The organism is Nocardioides pantholopis (assembly GCF_003710085.1).
Taxonomy (GTDB): domain Bacteria; phylum Actinomycetota; class Actinomycetes; order Propionibacteriales; family Nocardioidaceae; genus Nocardioides; species Nocardioides pantholopis.
Genome location: NZ_CP033324.1, coordinates 1,380,252 through 1,399,135 on the forward strand (window position 1 = coordinate 1,380,252; position 18,884 = coordinate 1,399,135).

Sequence of the window (18,884 nt, forward strand, 5' to 3'; positions counted from 1 at the left end):
CCCCAACTCACCGGGTGGGGCGGCCCGGCACCTAGGATGAGCCCATGCCTGAGATCTCCCGAGACGAGGTCGCGCACTTGGCCGATCTCGCCCGGATCGACCTGTCCGACGCCGAGCTCGACCACCTCGCACCGCAGCTGTCGGTGATCCTGGAGTCGGTGGCCTCGATCAGCGGGGTGGCCGGCGACGACGTGCCGCCGACCTCGCACCCGCTGCCGCTGACCAACGTCTTCCGCGACGACGTGGTGACCCCGTCGCTGACCGCCGAGCAGGCGCTCGCCGGGGCGCCGGAGTCCGAGCAGCAGCGCTTCTCCGTGCCGAGGATCCTGGGGGACGAGCAGTGAGCACCACCGACTGGACCCGCCGGTCCGCAGCCGCGCTGGCCGACGCCCTCGCCGCGGGCGAGGTCACCTCGGTCGAGCTGACCCAGGCCCACCTGGACCGCATCGCCGAGGTCGACGGCAGCGCCGAGTCCGGCGTGCACGCGTTCCTGCACGTGGACGCCGAGGGTGCGCTGGCCGCCGCCCGCGAGTCCGACGCCCGCCGCGCCGCCGGCACCCCGGCCTCCGACCTCGACGGGGTCCCGATCGCCGTCAAGGACGTGCTGGCCACCGAGGGGCTGCCGACCACCTGCGGGTCGAAGATCCTCGAGGGCTGGATCCCGCCGTACGACGCGACGGTGGTCGCGCGCCTCAAGCGCGCCGGCCTGCCGATCCTCGGCAAGACCAACATGGACGAGTTCGCGATGGGCTCCTCCACCGAGCACTCCGCCTACGGCCCGACCCGCAACCCCTGGGACCAGGAGCGGATCCCGGGCGGCTCCGGGGGCGGCTCGGCCGCGGCGGTCGCCGCCTTCGAGGCGCCGCTCGCGCTCGGCACCGACACGGGCGGCTCGATCCGCCAGCCCGGTGCGGTCACCGGCACCGTCGGCGTGAAGCCCACCTACGGCGGGGTCTCCCGCTACGGGCTGGTCGCGATGGCCAACAGCCTGGACCAGGTCGGCCCGGTCACCCGGACCGTGCTGGACTCCGCGCTCCTGCACGAGCTTGTCGGCGGCCACGACCCGCTCGACTCCACCTCGGTCGACCAGCCGGTCGGCGGCCTGGTCGCCGCGGCCCGCCAGGGCGCGGCCGGCGACCTCTCCGGCGTCCGCATCGGCGTGGTCACCGAGCTCCAGGGCGAGGGCTACCAGGCCGGCGTGCTGGCCCGGTTCCAGGAGTCGCTGGACCTGCTGGTCGAGGCCGGCGCCGAGGTCGTGGAGGTGTCCTGCCCGAACTTCGTGCACGCGCTGGCGACCTACTACCTGATCATGCCGTGCGAGGCGTCCAGCAACCTCGCCAAGTTCGACGCGATGCGCTACGGCCTGCGGGTGCTGCCCGAGGGGATCGACGACCCGTCGGCCGAGGACGTCATGCGCGCCTCGCGCGACGCCGGCTTCGGCGACGAGGTCAAGCGCCGGATCATCCTCGGCACCTACGCGCTGTCCAGCGGCTACTACGACGCCTACTACGGGACCGCCCAGAAGGTCCGCACGCTGATCACGCGGGACTTCGAGAAGGCCTTCGAGTCCGCCGACGTGCTGGTCTCGCCCACCTCGCCGACCACTGCGTTCAAGCTGGGGGAGAAGCTCGACGACCCGCTGGCGATGTACCTCAACGACCTGGCGACGATCCCAGCCAACCTGGCCGGCGTGCCGGGCATCTCGGTGCCCAGCGGCCTGGCCGACGAGGACGGCCTCCCGGCCGGCTTCCAGGTCCTCGCCCCGGCGCTCGCCGACGACCGGCTCTACCGGGTCGGTGCGGCGCTGGAGGCCGCGCTGGAGCGGAAGTGGGGCGGGCCCCTGCTGGACCGCGCCCCGAGCCTGGACAACCTGGACCGAGAGGGAGCGACGGCATGACCGCGACCACCACCGGCGACAACCTCGTCGCCTTCGACGACGTCCTCGCGGCGTACGACCCGGCGCTGGGCCTGGAGGTCCACGTCGAGCTCAACACCGCGACGAAGATGTTCTGCGGCTGTCCCACCGAGTTCGGCGCCGAGCCGAACACCCAGGTCTGCCCCACCTGCCTGGGCCTGCCCGGCGCGATGCCGGTGGTCAACGGCCGCGCGGTGGAGTCCGCCATCCGGATCGGTCTCGCACTGAACTGCGAGATCGCGGAGTGGTGCCGGTTCGCCCGGAAGAACTACTTCTACCCGGACATGCCGAAGAACTTCCAGACCAGCCAGTACGACGAGCCGATCGCGTTCGAGGGCTTCATGGACGTCAGCGTCGACGACGGCGCCGGCGGGACCGAGACCTTCCGGGTCGAGATCGAGCGCGCCCACATGGAGGAGGACACCGGCAAGTCGCTGCACGTCGGCGGCGCCACCGGCCGCATCCACGGCGCCTCGCACTCGCTGGTCGACTACAACCGGGCCGGCATCCCGCTCATCGAGATCGTCACCAAGCCGATCGTCGGCGCCGGGGCCCGGGCACCCGAGATCGCCAAGGCGTACGTCGCGCAGCTGCGCGAGCTGATCGTGGCCCTCGGCGTCTCCGACGCCCGGATGGACCAGGGCTCGATCCGCGCCGACGTGAACCTCTCGCTGGCGCCGAAGGGCTCCGGGGTGCTCGGCACCCGCACCGAGACCAAGAACGTCAACTCGCTGCGCTCGGTCGAGCGGGCGGTGCGCTACGAGATGCAGCGCCACGCGGCGATCCTGGACTCCGGGCGCACGATCCTGCAGGAGACCCGGCACTGGCACGAGGACACCGGGGTCACCACCAGCGGCCGGGAGAAGTCCGACGCCGAGGACTACCGCTACTTCCCCGAGCCGGACCTGGTGCCGGTCGCCCCGTCGCGGGAGTGGGTCGAGCAGCTGCGCGGCACGCTGCCGGAGAACCCGACCGAGAAGCGGGCCCGGCTCCAGGCCGAGTGGGGCTTCTCCGACCTCGAGATGCGCGACACCGTCGGGGCCGGCGCGCTCGGCCTGGTCGAGGAGACCATCGCCGCCGGGGCGGCTCCCCAGGCCGCCCGCAAGTGGTGGCTCTCGGAGCTGGCGCGCCGGGCGAACGACGCCGGCGTGGAGCTGACCGCGCTCGGAGTCACCCCGGCCGACGTCGCCGGGGTGCAGAAGCTCGTCGACGCGGGCTCGCTCAACGACAAGCTGGCGCGCCAGGTCTTCGACGGCCTGCTCGCCGGCGAGGGCACCCCGGAGGAGATCGTCGCGAAGCGCGGTCTCGCCATCGTCTCCGACGAGGGTGCGCTCTCCGCCGCCGTCGACAAGGCGATCGCCGCCAACCCCGACGTGGCCGACAAGATCCGCGACGGCAAGGTCGCCGCCGCGGGCGCCCTCATCGGCGCGGTGATGAAGGAGATGCGCGGCCAGGCCGACGCGGGCCGGGTGCGCGAGCTGATCCTGGAGAAGCTGTCCTGACCCCGCTTCGCCTCGCCGCCGGTGCCCTGCTGCTGACGCTGGTCGCCGGCTGCTCCGGTGGGGAGGAGGGTCCGCCGCTGCGTCCCGAGGCGGCCGAGGGGCCGTCCGCGGCCGGTCTCGGCGCGGCGGGTTGGCTCGCGGGCGAGCTCCAGGACGGGCTGCTGGTGGGGGAGTACGGGCCCGACCACGGCCTGAGCATCGACGCCGCCCTCGGCCTCGCCGGCGTCCCGGGCCAGGCGGAGGCGGTGCGCGCGATCGGCGCCGCGGTCGCCGCGGACCTGGACACCTACACCACCGGCGCCGCGATGGGCACCGACGACGTGTACGCCGGCCCGGTGGCCAAGGCGACAGTGCTGGCCCAGGCCGCCGGGACGGACCCCGCCGATGTCGGCGGCACCGACCTGGTCGCCCAGCTCGAGGAGCTGGTGACGGACGACGGGCCCACGGCCGGGCGGCTCGCGGACCGCCTGAGCGACCCCGGCGGGACCGACTACGCCAACGCGCTCGGCCAGGCGTACGCCGTCCAGGCGCTCGCCGCCGCGGACTCGCCGGAGGCGGACCCCGCCGCGGCGTACCTGGCGCAGCAGCAGTGCCCGGACGGCTGGTTCCGGCTGTACTTCCCCCCGGCCGATGCCGCGGACCAGGGCTGCGGCTCGGACGACCCCCCGGACACCGACGTGACGGCGCTCGCCGTGGCCGCCCTCGACGGCGTGCCCGGCCACGAGCAGGTCGTGGACGATGCCGTGTCCTGGCTGGCGCGGACCCAGGGCGAGGACGGCGGCTTCGCCGGCGCCGAGGGCACCGAGGTGGAGAACGCGAACAGCACCGGCCTGGCCGGGCAGGCACTGCTCCAGGTGGGCTACCAGGAGCAGGCCGAGCGCGCGGGCCGGTGGCTGGCCGCCCGGCAGCTCACCGACCTGGGCTGTGAGGCCGGGACCACGCCCGAGACCGGTGCCGTCGCGTACGACGACGCCGCGCTCGCCGCGCGGGACCTGGCCGAGCCGGCCGACCGGGGCCAGTGGCTGCGGGCGACGGCCCAGGCCGTCGCCGTGCTCGCCGGAACCGGGGAGCCGGCGGCGAGCGTGACCGCGGAGCGCACCGGCGACACGGTGCTGGTCCGCGGCCTCGACGAGGGCGAGCGCGGCTGCGTCGTCGGACCCGGGATCGCGGTACCCGTCGAGGGCGCCGGGTCCGAGGTCGAGGTGCCCGTCGAGGGCCCCGGCTCCGACGATCTGGTGCTGCGTCGGCTCGCCGGCGAGGTGCCGGTGTCGGCCGCCGGCTGACCCGGGCTGAACCGCCGGCCTCCCGGCTGAACCGCAGGCCGATCCGAGAAAACGGGTGGGTCTGACCGGCCGATCGGAAGAACGGGTGGGGACGGGCCGGGATCGGGGCGCCGAATCCTCCCGACACCACCTGTTTCGCCGGCGCTGCCGGCGGTGCCGTTCGCCGGCGGTGCAGTCTCGCCGGCGCCGCCGCCGGGCCGGGGCACTGTTAGATTGAGCAGGCTCCCACGCGGGAGCACCACATTTGAACACGCGCCCTGCAGGGGAAGCCGGTCCAAGTCCGGCGCTGACCCGCAACCGTAGGCCGTCCCCGTCGTGCTGGGGAGGGCGAGCCGGAACACCTGTCGGATGCGTTTTCCAGAACACATGCTGCCGAGGAATGCAGCGGTTCGGGGTCTGTCTCCCTTCCGCTGTGCAGCTGGAAGGAATCCATGAGCACCCCACGTCGGCGCCGATCAGGCGCCCTGCTCGCGGGCGGCGTCCTCGTCGCCTCCGGGCTCACCCTGGCGGGGCCGTCCGCGCCCGCCACCGCGGCGACCTCGGATCCGCGATCCGCCGCGCTCTCCGCCCGCTGGCTGGTCGGCGAGATCCAGGCCGACGGCCTGCTGCACACCACCAGCGAGTACGCCGGCGAGCGCTACGAGGGCCCCTCCTACGGCGGCTCGATCGACGCCGCCAACGCCTTGCGCGCGGTCGGGGGCCACCAGGCCACGGTCGCCAGGATCACCGACGCGATCGGCGCGAGCATCGCGGCGTACGCCGCGCCGACGGCCACCGACGTCTACTCCGGGTCGGCCGCCAAGGCGCTGGCCCTGCTGGTCGACGAGGGGCGCACCCCGCCGACGGTGCGCGGCGGGACCGACCTGCTGGAGCTGGTCGAGGGCACGGTCTCCACCGAGCCCGGACTCGCGGGCCGGCTCCAGGACGCCTACGACCCGACGAGCGAGTGGGCAGCGGACTACGCCAACACGATCGGCCAGGCGTTCGCGGCCCGGGCGCTCACCCAGACCGGCAGCGGGCTCGCCGACGAGGTGACCGGCTACCTCCTCGACCAGCAGTGCGGCGCGGGCTTCTTCCGGCTCTACTTCGCGGAGAAGACCGCGGCCGACCAGACCTGCGACGGCGCCGACCCCGCGCTGCCCACCGACCAGGCCGCCGACACCACCGCGCTGGTCGCCCTGCAACTGGCCGACCTCGCCGGGAACGACGCGGAGATCGCCGGCGCGCTGGACCGCGCCGAGGCCTGGCTGCTCGCGCAGCAGCGCCCGGACGGGTCGTTCGCGGACCCCCAGAACGGCGTCAACGCCAACACCACGGGCCTGGCCGGCTGGGCGCTGGACGTGCTCGGCGCCGACGCCGCGGCGACCCGGGCCGCGACCTGGCTGCGGGCCCGCCAGCTGGCCGGGGAGTGCGAGCCCGGACTGGCCCGCGAGGCCGGTGCGGTGGCCTACGACGACGCCGGCATCAGCGCTGCGCGGACCTACGGCCTGGCCGACCCGCTGGACCGGACCCCGTGGGTCGGCGCGACCGTGCAGGCGCTGCCCGCCCTGCTCGCCGCCCCGGCCCCGACCGCCGCCCGGTCGATCGCCGCGCCGCGCGGCTACGTCCGGGCGGGATCGCGGCAGGTGCTGACCGTGCGCGGTCTGGCCGCCGGCGAGCGGGCCTGCGTGACCGGGGCCGGACGGGTCGCCGTCCTCGGCAGCGGCGCGGCCGCGAAGGTCCGGGTCACGGTGCCCGGCGGAACCCGGAACCGGACGGTCCGGGTCTCGACCGCCGACGGCTCGGCCACCACCGCGGTCCAGGCGCTCGGCAGGAAGCGGCTCCAGGTCGCCCTGCGGGTCCGTGCCGTCCGGCCGGGCGGCCGGCAGGTCGTCACGGTCCGGGGCCTGGCGCCCCGGGAGTCGGTGCGGGTCGCCCTGCGCGGCCGGGTCGTGGCGAAGGGCCGGGCCACCAGGGCCGGCACGTTCCGGGACGCGACGAGGGTCGGCGCCCGGCGCGGTGCGGTCAAGGTCCGCGTCACCGGCCAGTTCGCGCACCGGTCCGCCACGACGTCGTTCCGGGTCCGATGAGCCGGCCGATGAGTGCAGCACGGCCCGCCGCGGGCCTGCTCGCCGCCCTCGTGACGACCCTGGCCGCGGGCCTCGCCGTCCTCGGCCCGGGCGCCGCCCCGGCGTACGCCGCCGGCTGCTCGGCCGCCACCGGCGTCAGCGTGGTCGTGGACTACAACGAGCTCGGCGACGGGCTCCAGGCCGGCTGCGTGGCCGGCGGCGGGGGCGACCGGGCCTCCAGCCTGTTCCCGGACGCCGGGTTTCCGCTGGCCTACGCCCAGCGCTCGCCGGGGTTCGTGTGCCGGGTCAGCGGCGTGCCGGCGGCGGACCCGTGCACCGACACCGCCCCCTCGGACCGGCACTGGAGCCTGTGGTGGTCCGACGGGAAGTCGGGCACGTGGACCTACGCCAGCATGGGCGTCAGCGGCCTGAAGGTCCCCGACGGCGGATACGTCGCGTTCGCCTGGCACGAGGGCTCCGGCCGTGCCACCGGGCCGGACGTCGCCCCCACCCCGCGGACCAAGACCACCAGCAAGCCCGCCAAGCCCGCGAAGCCGGCGAAGCCGTCCGGAGCCGCGGCCGAGCCTCCGGCCACGGCACCCGGCCAGCCGGCCCGGCCCGGGCGGACCGCGGGGACCCGGGCCCCGGCGGCCTCGCCGAGCCAGCCGGCGACCGGCTCGACCCTCCCGCCGGCCGGCACGCCCGACCCCGACGCCCCGACGAGCGGGCCCGCTGCTCCGTCGGCATCCGCCGCACCCGCCGCACCCGGGGCCCCGGCCGGTGGGTCGCCGTCCGCGGCGGCGAGCAGCACCGACGTGCCGGGCATCGGGGAGATCACCGAGGGCCCGCCGCCAGACGGGGTCGCGGAGTCCGCGGACACCCCGGACGAGGACGGCGGCGTGCCCGCCTGGCTCGCGGTCGCGCTCGTGGTGGCAGTCCTCGGGGCGGGTGCCGTGGTCGCCGTACGCCGGCGCAGCGCGCCGTGAGCGCCGCCAGGGGCCGGGTGCGGATCCCCCGGGAGCTGCACCCGGTCGCCTGGTGGTGCTGGGCCGTCGGGCTCGGCGCCGCGGCCAGCATGACGACGAACCCGCTCCTGCTCGCGCTGCTCGTCGCCTCGGCATGGCTGGTGGTCGTCGCCTGCCGCTCCGACCAGCCGTGGTCCGGGGCGTTCCGGCTCTACCTGTGGGTCGGGCTGGCCGTGGTGGTGATCCGGGTGCTGTTCCGGGTCGTGCTCGGCGGCGTGCCGGACGGTCACGTGCTGCTCAGCCTGCCCGAGGTGCCGCTGCCGTCGTTCGCGGCCGGCATCACGCTGCTGGGGCCGGTGACCCGCGAGGCGCTCCTCGCCGGCCTCTACGACGGGATGCGGCTCGCGGCCCTGCTGATCTGCGTGGGCGCCGCGAACGCGCTGGCGAACCCGAAGCGGCTGATGAAGTCGATGCCGCCCGCGCTCTACGAGATCGGCACCTCGCTGGTGGTCGCGATCACGGTGCTGCCGCAGCTGGTCGACAGCACCCGCCGGGTCCGGGCGGCGCAGCAGCTGCGGGGCGGCCCCGGCGGCCGGGTCCGCGGGCTGCGACGGCTGCTGGTGCCGATCCTGGAGGACGCGCTGGATCGCTCGCTGGCGATGGCAGCCGGCATGGACGCGCGCGGCTACGGCCGGACCGGCGGCCTCACCGCGGCGCGCCGCCGGGGGACCGGCGCCCTGATGCTGGTCGGGCTGATCGGCATCTGCGTCGGCGCCTACGCGGTCCTGGACGGCACCGCGCCGCGCTACCTCGCCGGCCCGATGCTCGGGCTCGGCGTGGCCCTGGCCGTGCTCGGCCTGGTCTCCGCCGGCCGGCGCGTCGAGCGGACCCGCTACCGGCCGGACCCGTGGCGCGCCCCGGAGGCGGCCGCGATCCTCAGCGGCCTGCTCGTCGCCCTCGGGACCTGGTACGTCGGCCGCTCCGACCAGCGGGTGGCCCACCCCGGGGTCGTCGACGCCCCGACCGTCAGCCTGATCGCGCTGGCGGTGGTGCTGCTCGCCCTGGTGCCCGCCCTGACCTCACCGCCGCCCCTGACCGCCGCCTCCCGGGAGCCCGACCCGGCCCCGGTCGAGGACCCCGTCGCCGAGAGGACCGCCGCATGATCGAGCTGCGCGACATCTGCTTCTCCTACGGGGACACCCCGGTCCTCGACCACGTCGACCTCACCATCGAGCCCGGCGAGCTGGTCCTGCTCGCGGGCCCGACCGGCGTCGGCAAGTCCACGCTGCTCGGCGTGCTCGCCGGGCTGGTGCCGGCGTACACCGGCGGGGCGCTGCGCGGCGACGTCCTGCTCGACGGCGCCAGCGTGATCGAGGCGCCGGCCCGCGAGCGGGCCCACGTCGTGGGGTACGTCGGCCAGAACCCCGCCGCCTGGTTCGTCACCGACACGGTCGAGGAGGAGCTCGCCTACGCGATGGAGCAGCTCGGCCTCGAGCCGGGCACGATGCGGCGCCGGGTCGAGGAGACCCTGGACCTGCTCGGCATCACCGACCTGCGCCACCGCGACCTGCGCACGCTCTCCGGCGGCCAGCAGCAGCGCGTCGCCCTCGGGTCCGTGCTGACCGCCCACCCCCGGCTGCTGGTCCTGGACGAGCCGACCTCCGCGCTGGACCCCACGGCCGCCGAGGACGTGCTCTCGACGATGACCCGGCTGGTCCACGACCTCGGCCTGTCCGTGCTGGTCGCCGAGCACCGCCTTGAGCGGGTCGTCCCGTTCGCGGACCGGATGTGCCTGCTCGGCCGGGGCGGCCGACTCGTCGTCGGCGACCCCGCCGAGGTGCTGGCCGACTCGCCGATCGCGCCGCCGATCGTGGACCTCGGCCGGCTCGCCGGCTGGCGGCCGCTGCCGCTGACCGTGCGCGACGCGCGCCGGCGCGCTGGCGAGCTGACCGCCCGGGTCACGCCGCCGGCGGCGCCGCCCGCGCCGGCGCCCGCCCCGCCGGTGGTCACGGCCAGCCGGGTCGTGGTCGCCCACGGCCGCCGGGTCGCGCTGCGCGGGGTGGACCTGACGCTGCACCCCGGCCGGGTCACCGCGCTGATGGGCCGCAACGGCTCCGGGAAGTCGACGCTGCTGTGGACTCTCCAGGGCCGCCACGCCCCCGCGCAGGGCACGGTCCGGGTGGCCGGGGAGGACCCGGCCCGGCTCAAGCCGGCCGAGCGGCGGGAGCACACCGGCCTGGTGCCGCAGACCCCCGCGGACCTGCTCTACCTGGAGACGGTCGCCGAGGAGTGCGCCGCCGCCGACCGGGCCGTCGCGGCGGCGGGCGGGACCTGCCGGGGGCTGCTGGACCGGCTGGCCCCGGGGATCCCGGGCCCGATGCACCCCCGCGACCTCTCCGAGGGCCAGCGCCTGGCCCTGGCCGTCGCCGTGGTGCTGACCGCCCGGCCGCCGGTGCTGCTGCTCGACGAGCCGACCCGCGGGCTGGACTACCCGGCCAAGCGGGAGCTGGCCGCCGCCCTGACCGCGCTCGCCGCCGACGGGCACGCGCTGCTGGTGGCGACCCACGACGTGGAGTTCGTCGCCCAGGTCGCCGACGACGTGGTGGTGCTCGCCGAGGGCGAGGTGGTCTCGCACGGCCCGGTGCGCCGGGTCGTCGCGGAGTCGCCGTCGTTCGCGCCGCAGGTGACCAAGGTCCTCGGCCCGGCGTGGCTGCGGGTCGACGAGGTGGCGGCCGCGCTGGAGCCGACCGCATGAGCGCCGGGCGGGCTGCGGCGTACGGCGCCGCGCTGCCGCTGGGCCGCCGGTCCCGGCTGGTGCTCGGCGCCGCGTCGGTGATCGGGCTGGTGATGATCTGCTGGCCGCTGTTCCTCGACGTCGGGGACGGCACCCGCGCCGACCCGCCGTTCCTGTTCCTGCTGCTGCTGCCGCTGGTGCTGGGCGTGGTGCTCGCCGAGATGAGCGAGGGCGGCATGGACGCCCGGGTGCTGGCGATCCTGGGCGTGCTCAGCGCGATCAACGGGGTGCTGCGCGGGGTGAGCGCCGGCACCGCCGGGATCGAGCTGGTCTTCTTCCTGCTGATCCTCGGCGGCCGGGTCTTCGGAGCGGGCTTCGGCTTCGTGCTGGGGTGCACCTCGCTGCTGGCCTCGGCGCTGCTCACCGCCGGGGTCGGGCCCTGGCTGCCGTTCCAGATGCTGGTGGCCGGCTGGGTGGGGCTGGGTGCCGGACTGCTGCCGCGCCGGCTCACCGGCCGCGCCGAGCTGGCCGCACTGATCGGCTACGGGATCCTGGCGGCCTACGCCTACGGGATCCTGATGAACCTGTGGGGCTGGCCGTTCGTGCTCGGCATCGCGGTGCCGGGGCACACCGAGACCGAGCTGTCCTACGTCGCCGGAGCCCCGCTCACCGAGAACCTGCACCGGTTCGGCATCTACACGCTGCTCACCTCGACGGGTGGCTGGGACACCGGCCGGGCGATCACCAACGCGCTCGCGATCGGGCTGCTCGGCCCGGCCGTGCTGAGCACGCTGCGCCGGGCCTCGCGCCGGGCCCGGATCGACCGGACGGTCGAGGGGACCGACCCGGTCAGGGAGCGATGAGCAGGATCCGGTCGTCCCCGTCCTTCGGCTCCGCGCGCCCGTCGCGGTTGCTGGTGGTCAGCCACAGCCGGCCGTCGGGGGCGACCGCCACGGTGCGCATCCGGCCGTAGCGGCCGATCAGGAACGACTCGGGACGGCCCAGCCGGTCCCCGTCGACCGGGACCCGCCACAGCCGCTCCCCACGCAGCGCGGCCATCCACAGGTGGCCGGCGGCGTACGCCAGGCCGGACGGGGAGGCCTCGTCGGTGTCCCAGGTGGCCAGCGGGTCGACGTACCCGGCCGCTGCGGCGTCGGGGCCGCCGGTGCCCTCCACCTCGGGCCAGCCGTAGTTGGCGCCACGCTCGATCCGGTTCAGCTCGTCGAAGTCGGAGTCGCCGAACTCCGAGGCCCACAGCTGGTCACCGACGAAGGCCAGGCCCTGGACGTTGCGGTGCCCCCAGGACCACACCGGCGACCCGTTCGGGTTGCCGGGCGCCGGGTCGCCGTCGGTCGTGATCCGCAGGATCTTGCCGCCGAGGTCGTCGCGGTCCTGGGCGCGGTCCGGCTCGCCGGCCTCGCCGGTGGAGACGTAGAGGTAGCCGTCCGGGCCGAACTCGAGCCGGCCGCCGTCGTGGATGGGCCCCTTCACGATGCCGGTCAGGATCGGGTCGAGGTCGCCCAGGCGGTCGTCGCGCAGCGTGGTCCGCACGACCCGGTTGTCGGTGTCTGTGGTCAGGTAGAGGAAGAGCCGCTGGTCGGTCGCGAAGTCGGGGGAGACCGCCACCCCGAGGAGTCCGCCCTCGGCCTCCGGCGCGGCCTCGGTGACGGTGCCGAGCTCGGTGATCTGCCCGGTGGGGGCGATCCGCAGGACCCGGCCGGAGTCGCGCTCGGTGGCCACCGCGTCGCCGTCGGGCAGGAACGTCAGGCCCCACGGCACCTCGAGCCCGGTCGCGATCGTGTCGACCACCCGGGGTGGGCCCGAGACCGTGGTCGCGCTCCCGGCCGGGGTGTCGGCCGGGGTGGACGGTGCGTCGGTGGTCGGCGCCGGTGGGTCGGACCGATCGGGGGTCGTGCTCGGCGTGGCGCGCGCGTCGTTCTCCTCGCCGCCGCCGCCGTCGTCGGAGGAGCAGCCGGCAAGCAGCAGTGGGGCGGCCAGGAGCAGGGCCGCTAGCCGCGGCGCCGACGACGTCATGCTCCGAGGGTACGGATCAGGCCCGGGCCCGCTCGGCATGCAGGGCCGCGAGCAGCGCCTCCACCTCCTCCCGCTCGGCGCGCTCGCGGGCGAGGACGGTGGTGGCTCCCAGGGCGTTGCGGCAGGCGGTGGCCTGGGCGGTGACCGGCCAGGCCAGGACCGGGCGGAGGAGGTCGCGGGGGCGGGGCACGCGGGGGGCGCGCGTCGTACGGGGCAGCGTCATGGTGAGGCTCCAGGACTGTCGCGGGAGCTGCGAGCCTAGGGTGCGGACCGGCTCGTGGCGATCACCGCCAGGTGACATCGCGGTGAACACCGCGGTCAACATCGCGGTCAACATCGCGGTGCACGGAGTCCGGCCCGAGGGTCAGTCCGGTGCCGGCTCGGCGAGCGCCCGACCGGAGCGGGTGGCGCCCACGCTCGCGACGACCACGCAGGCCATCGCCACCCACTGCACCGGGGAGAGGAACTCGGCGAGCACGACGATGCCGGCGAGTGCGGCGGCGGCCGGCTCCACGCTCATCAGGATGCTGAACACCGCGGGGCGCATCGAGCGCAGGGCGACCATCTCGAACGCGTAGGGGATCACCGAGCTGAGCAGCCCGACCGCGGCGCCGAGCAGCAGGATCCGGCCGTCGGCGATCTCGTCGGCGTGCCGGCCCAGCGCCAGCGGGGTGAGCAGCAGCGCGGCGACCACGCTCGCCAGTGCGAGCCCGTCCAGGCCTGGCCAGCGGCGTCCGGTCTCCGCGCTGAGCAGGATGTACGCCGCCCAGCCCGCGCCGGCGACCAGGGCGAAGAGCACGCCGACCGGGTCGAGCTCGGTCCGCTCGAAGCCGAGCAGCAGCACGCCGAGCGCCGCGAGCCCCACCCAGAGCAGGTCCCGGACCCGCCGCGATCCCAGGACCGCGATCAGGAGGGGTCCCGCGAACTCGATCGTGACCGCGACGCCGAGCGGGATCCGCTGGAAGGACTGGTAGATCGCCCAGTTCATCAGACCCAGGCTCGCGCCGAGGGCCAGCATCGCGAGCCAGTCGTGGCGGGTCCGCCCGCGCAGCCGGGGCCGGGCCAGGGCGACCAGCACCAGCGCGCTGGTCATCAGGCGCAGCCACACGACCGTCGTCGGGTCGACTTCGTCGAAGAGGCTCTTGGCGATGGCGGCGCCCAGCTGGACCGAGGCGATGCCGGCCAGGACCAGCCACACCGGCGAGAGCAGCCGGACCGATGAGTTGGCGGCTGTCACGGGGTCAATGTAGGAGACCGGACCGGGTCGGACGCACCCGGTTACGAGGATGGGAGCGGCGGATGGGCACGGTGCTGATGGTGGGGACCCGCAAGGGCCTGTGGGTGGGGACGTCCGACGACGCCCGCGAGGAGTGGGAGTTCACCGGTCCGCACATGGACATGGAGGAGGTCTACTCCTGCCTGGTCGACACCCGAGGCGACGTACCCGTCCTGCTCGCGGGCGCCTCCTCGAGCTGGCTGGGCCCGCAGGTGCGCCGCTCGGTCGACCTCGGGCGCACCTGGCAGGAGTCGCCGTCCGGGGCCGTCCGCTTCCCGGAGGGATACGACGCGTCGGTCGAGCGGGTCTGGCAGCTGGCCGCCGGGTCCCGGCCCGGGGAGGTCTGGGCCGGCACGGAGCCGGGGGCCGTGTGGCGCTCGGTGGACGGCGGGGAGACCTTCGCCCTCGAGGAGGGGCTGTGGAACCACCCGCACCGGCCGCAGTGGGGCGCCGGCTACGGCGGCCAGGCCTTCCACACGATCCTGCCGCATCCCGGCGACGCCGGCTCGGTGACCGTGGCGATCTCCACCGGCGGGGTCTACCAGACCGCGGACGGCGGCAAGTCCTGGGAGCCGCGGAACCAGGGGATCCGCGCGGAGTTCCTGCCCGAGGGCGAGCAGTACCCCGAGTTCGGCCAGTGCGTGCACAAGGTCGCCCGGCACCCCGCGCGGCCCGAGCGGCTGTTCCTGCAGAACCACGGCGGGGTCTACCGCTCCGAGGACCACGGCGCCTCGTGGGACTCGATCGCCGCCGGCCTGCCCGCGGACTTCGGGTTCCCGGTCGTCGTACACCCGCACGAGCCGGACACCGTCTACCTCTTCCCGCTCAACGCCGGCGAGGGCCGGTATCCGACCGACGGCCGGGCCCGCGTGTGGCGCTCCCGCGACGCGGGGGAGAGCTGGGAGGAGCTCGGCGCCGGCCTGCCGGACTGGTTCTACGTCGGGGTGATGCGCGACGCGATGTGCACCGACCAGCACCCCTCCGCCGGTGTGTACGTCGGCGCCCGCAACGGCGCCGTGTGGGCATCGCCCGACTCCGGGGCGACCTGGCGCCAGGTCGTCGCGAACCTCCCCGACGTGATGGTGGTCCGCGCCGCCACCATCTGATCCGCCGCCCCCTTCACGCCGACCCGGCAGTTCTGGTCGTGCGAAAGGCGCCGACCCGGCAGATCTGGTCGTGCGAAAGGCGCCGACCCGGCAGTTCTGGGTGACCAGAAGTGCCGGATGGGCCGGTTGCCGGCGACCAGAAGTGCCGGGTCGGCATGGTGGTGACCAGCCGCGGACCATGAGACCCGTCCCGGGAGCGGCGAGGGCCGGGATTACGCTGCAGCCATGACCGAGCCCGACATCAAGCCCCGTTCCCGCGACGTCACGGACGGCCTCGAGAAGGCCGCCGCGCGAGGAATGCTGCGCGCGGTAGGCATGGGCGACGAGGACTTCGCCAAGCCCCAGATCGGCGTGGCCTCGAGCTGGAACGAGATCACCCCCTGCAACCTCTCCCTGGACCGGCTGGCCAAGGCCGCGAAGCGGGGCGTGAGCGCGGCGGGTGGCTTCCCGATGGAGTTCGGCACGATCTCGGTCTCCGACGGCATCTCCATGGGCCACGAGGGGATGCACTTCTCGCTGGTCTCCCGCGAGGTCATCGCGGACTCGGTCGAGACCGTGATGATGGCCGAGCGCCTCGACGGCTCGGTGCTGCTGGCCGGCTGCGACAAGTCGCTGCCGGGCATGATGATGGCCGCCGCGCGCCTGGACCTCTCCAGCGTCTTCCTGTACGCCGGCTCGACGCTGCCGGGCCAGGTGGACGGCAACGACGTCACGATCATCGACGCCTTCGAGGCCGTCGGCGCCTGCCTGGCGGGCAAGATGAGCCGCGAGCAGGTCGACAAGATCGAGCGCAACATCTGCCCCGGCGAGGGCGCCTGCGGCGGCATGTACACCGCGAACACGATGGCCGCGGTCGGCGAGGCGATCGGCATGTCGCTGCCCGGCTCGGCCGCCCCGCCGGCGGTGGACCGGCGCCGCGACGGCTTCGCGGAGCGCTCCGGCGAGGCAGTGGTCAACCTGCTGCGCAAGGGCATCACCGCCCGGCAGATCATGACGAAGGAGGCGTTCGAGAACGCCATCACCGTCGTGATGGCGCTCGGCGGCTCCACGAACGCCGTGCTGCACCTGCTCGCGATGGCCCGCGAGGCCGAGGTCGACCTGACCATCGACGACTTCAACCGGGTGGGCGAGAAGGTCCCGCACCTCGCCGACCTCAAGCCGTTCGGCCGCTACGTGATGAACGACGTCGACAAGATCGGCGGCATCCCGGTGGTCATGAAGGCCCTGCTCGACGCCGGGCTGATGCACGGCGACTGCCTGACGGTGACCGGCAAGACGATGGCCGAGAACCTCGCCGAGCTGTCCCCGCCGGACCTCGACGACGACGTGATCCGCAAGCTCGACCGCCCGATCCACGCCACCGGCGGGCTGACCATCCTCAAGGGCTCGCTGGCCCCCGACGGCGCGGTCGTGAAGTCGGCCGGCTTCGACGACACCGTCTTCGCCGGCACCGCCCGCGTCTTCGACGGCGAGCGGGCCGCGATGGACGCCCTCGCGGCCGGGCAGATCCAGGCCCGCGACGTCGTCGTGATCCGCTACGAGGGCCCCAAGGGCGGCCCGGGGATGCGCGAGATGCTCGCGATCACCGGTGCGATCAAGGGCGCCGGCCTCGGCAAGGACGTGCTGCTGCTCACCGACGGCCGCTTCTCCGGCGGCACGACCGGCCTGTGCGTGGGCCACGTCGCGCCCGAGGCCGTCGACGGCGGGCCGATCGCGTTCGTGCGCGACGGCGACCCGATCACTCTCGACGTGCTCAACCGCACCCTCGAGGTGGAGATCGACGCCGACGAGCTGGCGCGCCGCCAGGACGGCTGGGTCCCGAACCCGCCCAAGTACACCCGCGGCGTGCTCGGCAAGTACGCCCGCACCGTGCAGTCGGCCGCGCACGGCGCGGTCACCAGCTGAGAGCCGTGGGGCGGCCGTACGGCGACCCCGTGCCCGCGTGAGTCCGCAGCCGGCGGACCAGCGCGGGCCGGTGCTGACCCTGCTCCTGCTCGCCCTCGTCGGGCTGCTGGTGGTCGCGTGGGGCGCGGGCGCCCACGGCCCGAGGGTCGGCGCGCCGGCCGGGGCCGCCGAGGCGACTCAGCCGAGCGGGCCGACCGAGTCGGCCGCCGAGGTTCCCGCCCCGGCGCCGGACGACGCGCCGGACGCTGCACCCGAGGCCCCGGGGCCGACCACGCTGCCGCACGGCGGGCGCCGGGTCTTCGAGGACGGCCGGTTCCTGGTGGCCTACTACGGCACGGCCGGGTCCGGCGCGCTCGGGGTGCTCGGCGAGGACCGGCCCGCGGTCATGGATCGCCGGCTGCGCCGCACCGCCGCGGCGTACGCCCGGCCGGGCCGTCCGGTGCAGCCGGTCTACGAGCTGATCGTCACGATCGCGGACCGGGCGCCCGGCCGCGACGGCGACTACAATCACGACCTCGCCCGGGCCGAGGTACGCCGCTACCTGCGCGCCGCCCACCGCCACGGCGCGCTGCTGCTGCTCGACATCCAGCCCGGCCGTGCCGACTTCCTCCAGGTCGCCAAGCGCTGGGCCTGGGCGCTGCGCGACCCGTACGTCGGACTCGCGCTCGACCCCGAGTGGCGGATGCCGCGGGGGACCGACCCGGGTCAGGTGATCGGCCACGTTCGGGCCGCGGAGGTCAACCGCACCTCGGCCTGGCTGGCCCGCCTGGTGCGGCGCCACGACCTGCCGGAGAAGCTGTTCGTGCTCCACCAGTTCCGGACCGCGATGCTGCCCGACATCGAGCGGATCCGGCAGCGACCGGGCCTGGCGGCGGTCCAGCACGTCGACGGGTTCGGGACCCGCACCGAGAAGATGGCGACCTTCCGGGCCGTCGCCCGCCCGCGGCAGTTCCGGCTCGGCATGAAGGTCTTCTACGACGAGGACGTGCGCCGGATGGGCGCGCCTGCGGTGCACCGGATCCGGCCCCGGGTCGGCTTCGTGAGCTACCAGTGACCGGGGGCGGGGCGGCACCGAGCGCGTCCCGCCGGGACCGGCTCGCCCGCGACCTGCTCACGGTGCGGCCCCACGGCGACGCCCACTGGGTGGCGCTGCGGGCCGGGATCTGCGTCCTGGTCCCGCTGCTGGTGCTCTGGGCGACCGGCCACCTCACCTGGTCGATCTTCGCGGTCTTCGGCGCGATGACCTCGCTCTACGGCCGCAACCGGGTGCACGTCCCGCGGCTCCAGCTGCAGGTCCAGGTCGGGGTGCTCCTCACGCTGGTGACCGCCGGCGGGGTGCTGGTCGGCACCAGCGAGCACCGGGCCTGGCTGGCGGTGCCGCTGGCCGCGCTGCTGGCCTCGGGGGCCGCCCTGCTCTCGGACGTCCAGGACTGGCACCCGCCCGGGGCGCTGTTCCCGGTGTTCGCGTTCACCGCCTGCGCCTCCCTGCCGGCGCAGCCCCGCGACGTGCCGGTCGCGCTGGCGGTCGCCGCCGCCGCGGCGGCGTTCGCGGTGGTCGTCGGCAACCTCGGGGCGTTCTGGCGCGCCCGCCGCCGGCCCCGGGACCGCGAGGGCCGCACCCCGTGGCGGCGCGGCGACTGGGCGGCGAGCCTGGGCTGGCACGTCCTGCCCAGCGGGCTGGCCGTGCTCGTCGCCGGCACGGTCGCCACCGGCGTCGGGATCGGCCACCCCTACTGGGCGATGGTCTCGGCGGTGGTGCCGCTGGTGGCCCGCGAGTTCCGCGACCAGCTGGTGCGCGGCCTGCACCGCCTGGTCGGCACCGCCCTGGGGCTGGCCGTCGCGGCGGTCGTCCTCGCCGTCGACCCACCGGCGCTGGCCCTGATCGCGCTGGTCACGCTGCTCCAGGTCGGCGCTGAGCTGCTGATCGGGCGCAACTACGCGCTCGCGCTGACCTGCGTCACCCCGCTGGCGCTGCTGATGGTCTACCTGGTCGCCGGCGGCGACCGGCAGGCTCTGCTGCTGGACCGGGGCCTGGAGACCGTCATCGGCGTGGCGGTCGGCCTGGTCATCGGCTACCTGACCCGAGCCGGCGTCGGTCAGCCACCGGTGCGGTAGG

At 75.3% G+C, this 18,884-nt stretch carries 16 protein-coding genes and 1 riboswitch; of the genes, 13 read left to right on the plus strand and 3 right to left on the minus strand.

Annotated elements, in window-relative coordinates; genetic code table 11:
• Positions 1 to 44 precede the first annotated feature (44 nt).
• The 9 genes from gatC to EBO35_RS06605 all read left to right on the plus strand — a co-directional run bounded on the left by gatC (position 45) and on the right by EBO35_RS06605 (position 11,310).
• The gene (gene gatC / locus EBO35_RS06565; RefSeq protein ID WP_122817011.1) at positions 45 to 344 is read left to right on the plus strand and encodes an Asp-tRNA(Asn)/Glu-tRNA(Gln) amidotransferase subunit GatC; all 300 of its coding nucleotides are present in this window, start codon (positions 45 to 47) and stop codon (positions 342 to 344) included.
• Entirely contained in the window at positions 341 to 1,897 is a 1,557-nt protein-coding gene (gene gatA, locus EBO35_RS06570) for an Asp-tRNA(Asn)/Glu-tRNA(Gln) amidotransferase subunit GatA (protein WP_122817012.1), read from the plus strand. Before gatC ends, gatA begins: the two co-directional genes overlap by 4 nt.
• A complete protein-coding gene (gatB, locus tag EBO35_RS06575) occupies positions 1,894 to 3,417 on the plus strand; it encodes an Asp-tRNA(Asn)/Glu-tRNA(Gln) amidotransferase subunit GatB (RefSeq protein WP_122817013.1) in 1,524 nt (507 codons plus the stop codon). Before gatA ends, gatB begins: the two co-directional genes overlap by 4 nt.
• 164 nt (positions 3,418 to 3,581) lie before the next feature.
• Positions 3,582 to 4,700 (plus strand): prenyltransferase/squalene oxidase repeat-containing protein, encoded by a 1,119-nt coding sequence (locus tag EBO35_RS06580; RefSeq protein WP_122817014.1) that lies wholly within the window; start codon positions 3,582 to 3,584, stop codon positions 4,698 to 4,700.
• 202 nt (positions 4,701 to 4,902) lie between these two features.
• A riboswitch (cobalamin riboswitch) is annotated at positions 4,903 to 5,063 on the plus strand.
• A 68-nt stretch (positions 5,064 to 5,131) separates the two neighbouring features.
• A complete protein-coding gene (locus EBO35_RS06585; RefSeq protein ID WP_122817015.1) occupies positions 5,132 to 6,769 on the plus strand; it encodes a prenyltransferase/squalene oxidase repeat-containing protein in 1,638 nt (545 codons plus the stop codon).
• 8 nt (positions 6,770 to 6,777) lie between these two features.
• Positions 6,778 to 7,734, plus strand: coding sequence for a hypothetical protein (locus EBO35_RS06590; RefSeq protein WP_122817016.1), 957 nt, complete (start codon positions 6,778 to 6,780; stop codon positions 7,732 to 7,734).
• Positions 7,731 to 8,876, plus strand: a complete 1,146-nt coding sequence (locus EBO35_RS06595; protein ID WP_122817017.1) for an energy-coupling factor transporter transmembrane component T — start codon at positions 7,731 to 7,733, stop codon at positions 8,874 to 8,876. The genes EBO35_RS06590 and EBO35_RS06595 overlap by 4 nt, the downstream gene beginning before the upstream one ends.
• On the plus strand, positions 8,873 to 10,468 hold the full coding sequence (locus EBO35_RS06600) for an ABC transporter ATP-binding protein (protein ID WP_122817018.1): 1,596 nt from the start codon (positions 8,873 to 8,875) through the stop codon (positions 10,466 to 10,468). Before EBO35_RS06595 ends, EBO35_RS06600 begins: the two co-directional genes overlap by 4 nt.
• The gene (locus EBO35_RS06605; RefSeq protein WP_122817019.1) at positions 10,465 to 11,310 is read left to right on the plus strand and encodes an ECF transporter S component; all 846 of its coding nucleotides are present in this window, start codon (positions 10,465 to 10,467) and stop codon (positions 11,308 to 11,310) included. Before EBO35_RS06600 ends, EBO35_RS06605 begins: the two co-directional genes overlap by 4 nt.
• On the opposite strand, the gene EBO35_RS06610 is transcribed toward EBO35_RS06605, so the two are convergent.
• The 3 genes from EBO35_RS06610 to EBO35_RS06615 form a co-directional block, all read right to left on the minus strand.
• The gene (locus EBO35_RS06610) at positions 11,297 to 12,481 is read right to left on the minus strand and encodes a PQQ-dependent sugar dehydrogenase (RefSeq protein ID WP_122817020.1); all 1,185 of its coding nucleotides are present in this window, start codon (positions 12,479 to 12,481) and stop codon (positions 11,297 to 11,299) included. The genes EBO35_RS06605 and EBO35_RS06610 overlap by 14 nt on opposite strands.
• Positions 12,482 to 12,497: 16 nt before the next feature.
• A complete protein-coding gene (locus tag EBO35_RS19405) occupies positions 12,498 to 12,704 on the minus strand; it encodes a hypothetical protein (protein WP_127480286.1) in 207 nt (68 codons plus the stop codon).
• Between the two features lie 141 nt (positions 12,705 to 12,845).
• Positions 12,846 to 13,718: an EamA family transporter gene (locus tag EBO35_RS06615; RefSeq protein WP_241153896.1), complete on the minus strand. Its 873-nt coding sequence runs from the start codon at positions 13,716 to 13,718 to the stop codon at positions 12,846 to 12,848.
• A 62-nt stretch (positions 13,719 to 13,780) separates the two neighbouring features.
• On the opposite strand from EBO35_RS06615, the gene EBO35_RS19725 reads away from it, so the two are divergent.
• From EBO35_RS19725 to EBO35_RS06635, 4 genes are all read left to right on the plus strand, one after another.
• Positions 13,781 to 14,863, plus strand: a complete 1,083-nt coding sequence (locus EBO35_RS19725; protein ID WP_206422693.1) for a WD40/YVTN/BNR-like repeat-containing protein — start codon at positions 13,781 to 13,783, stop codon at positions 14,861 to 14,863.
• Between the two features lie 225 nt (positions 14,864 to 15,088).
• The gene (gene ilvD / locus EBO35_RS06625; protein WP_122817021.1) at positions 15,089 to 16,768 is read left to right on the plus strand and encodes a dihydroxy-acid dehydratase; all 1,680 of its coding nucleotides are present in this window, start codon (positions 15,089 to 15,091) and stop codon (positions 16,766 to 16,768) included.
• Between the two features lie 37 nt (positions 16,769 to 16,805).
• Complete coding sequence (locus EBO35_RS06630; protein ID WP_164477846.1) at positions 16,806 to 17,822, plus strand: hypothetical protein; 1,017 nt, start codon at positions 16,806 to 16,808, stop codon at positions 17,820 to 17,822.
• Complete coding sequence (locus tag EBO35_RS06635; protein WP_241153897.1) at positions 17,819 to 18,883, plus strand: FUSC family protein; 1,065 nt, start codon at positions 17,819 to 17,821, stop codon at positions 18,881 to 18,883. The genes EBO35_RS06630 and EBO35_RS06635 overlap by 4 nt, the downstream gene beginning before the upstream one ends.
• Position 18,884 lies beyond the last annotated feature (1 nt).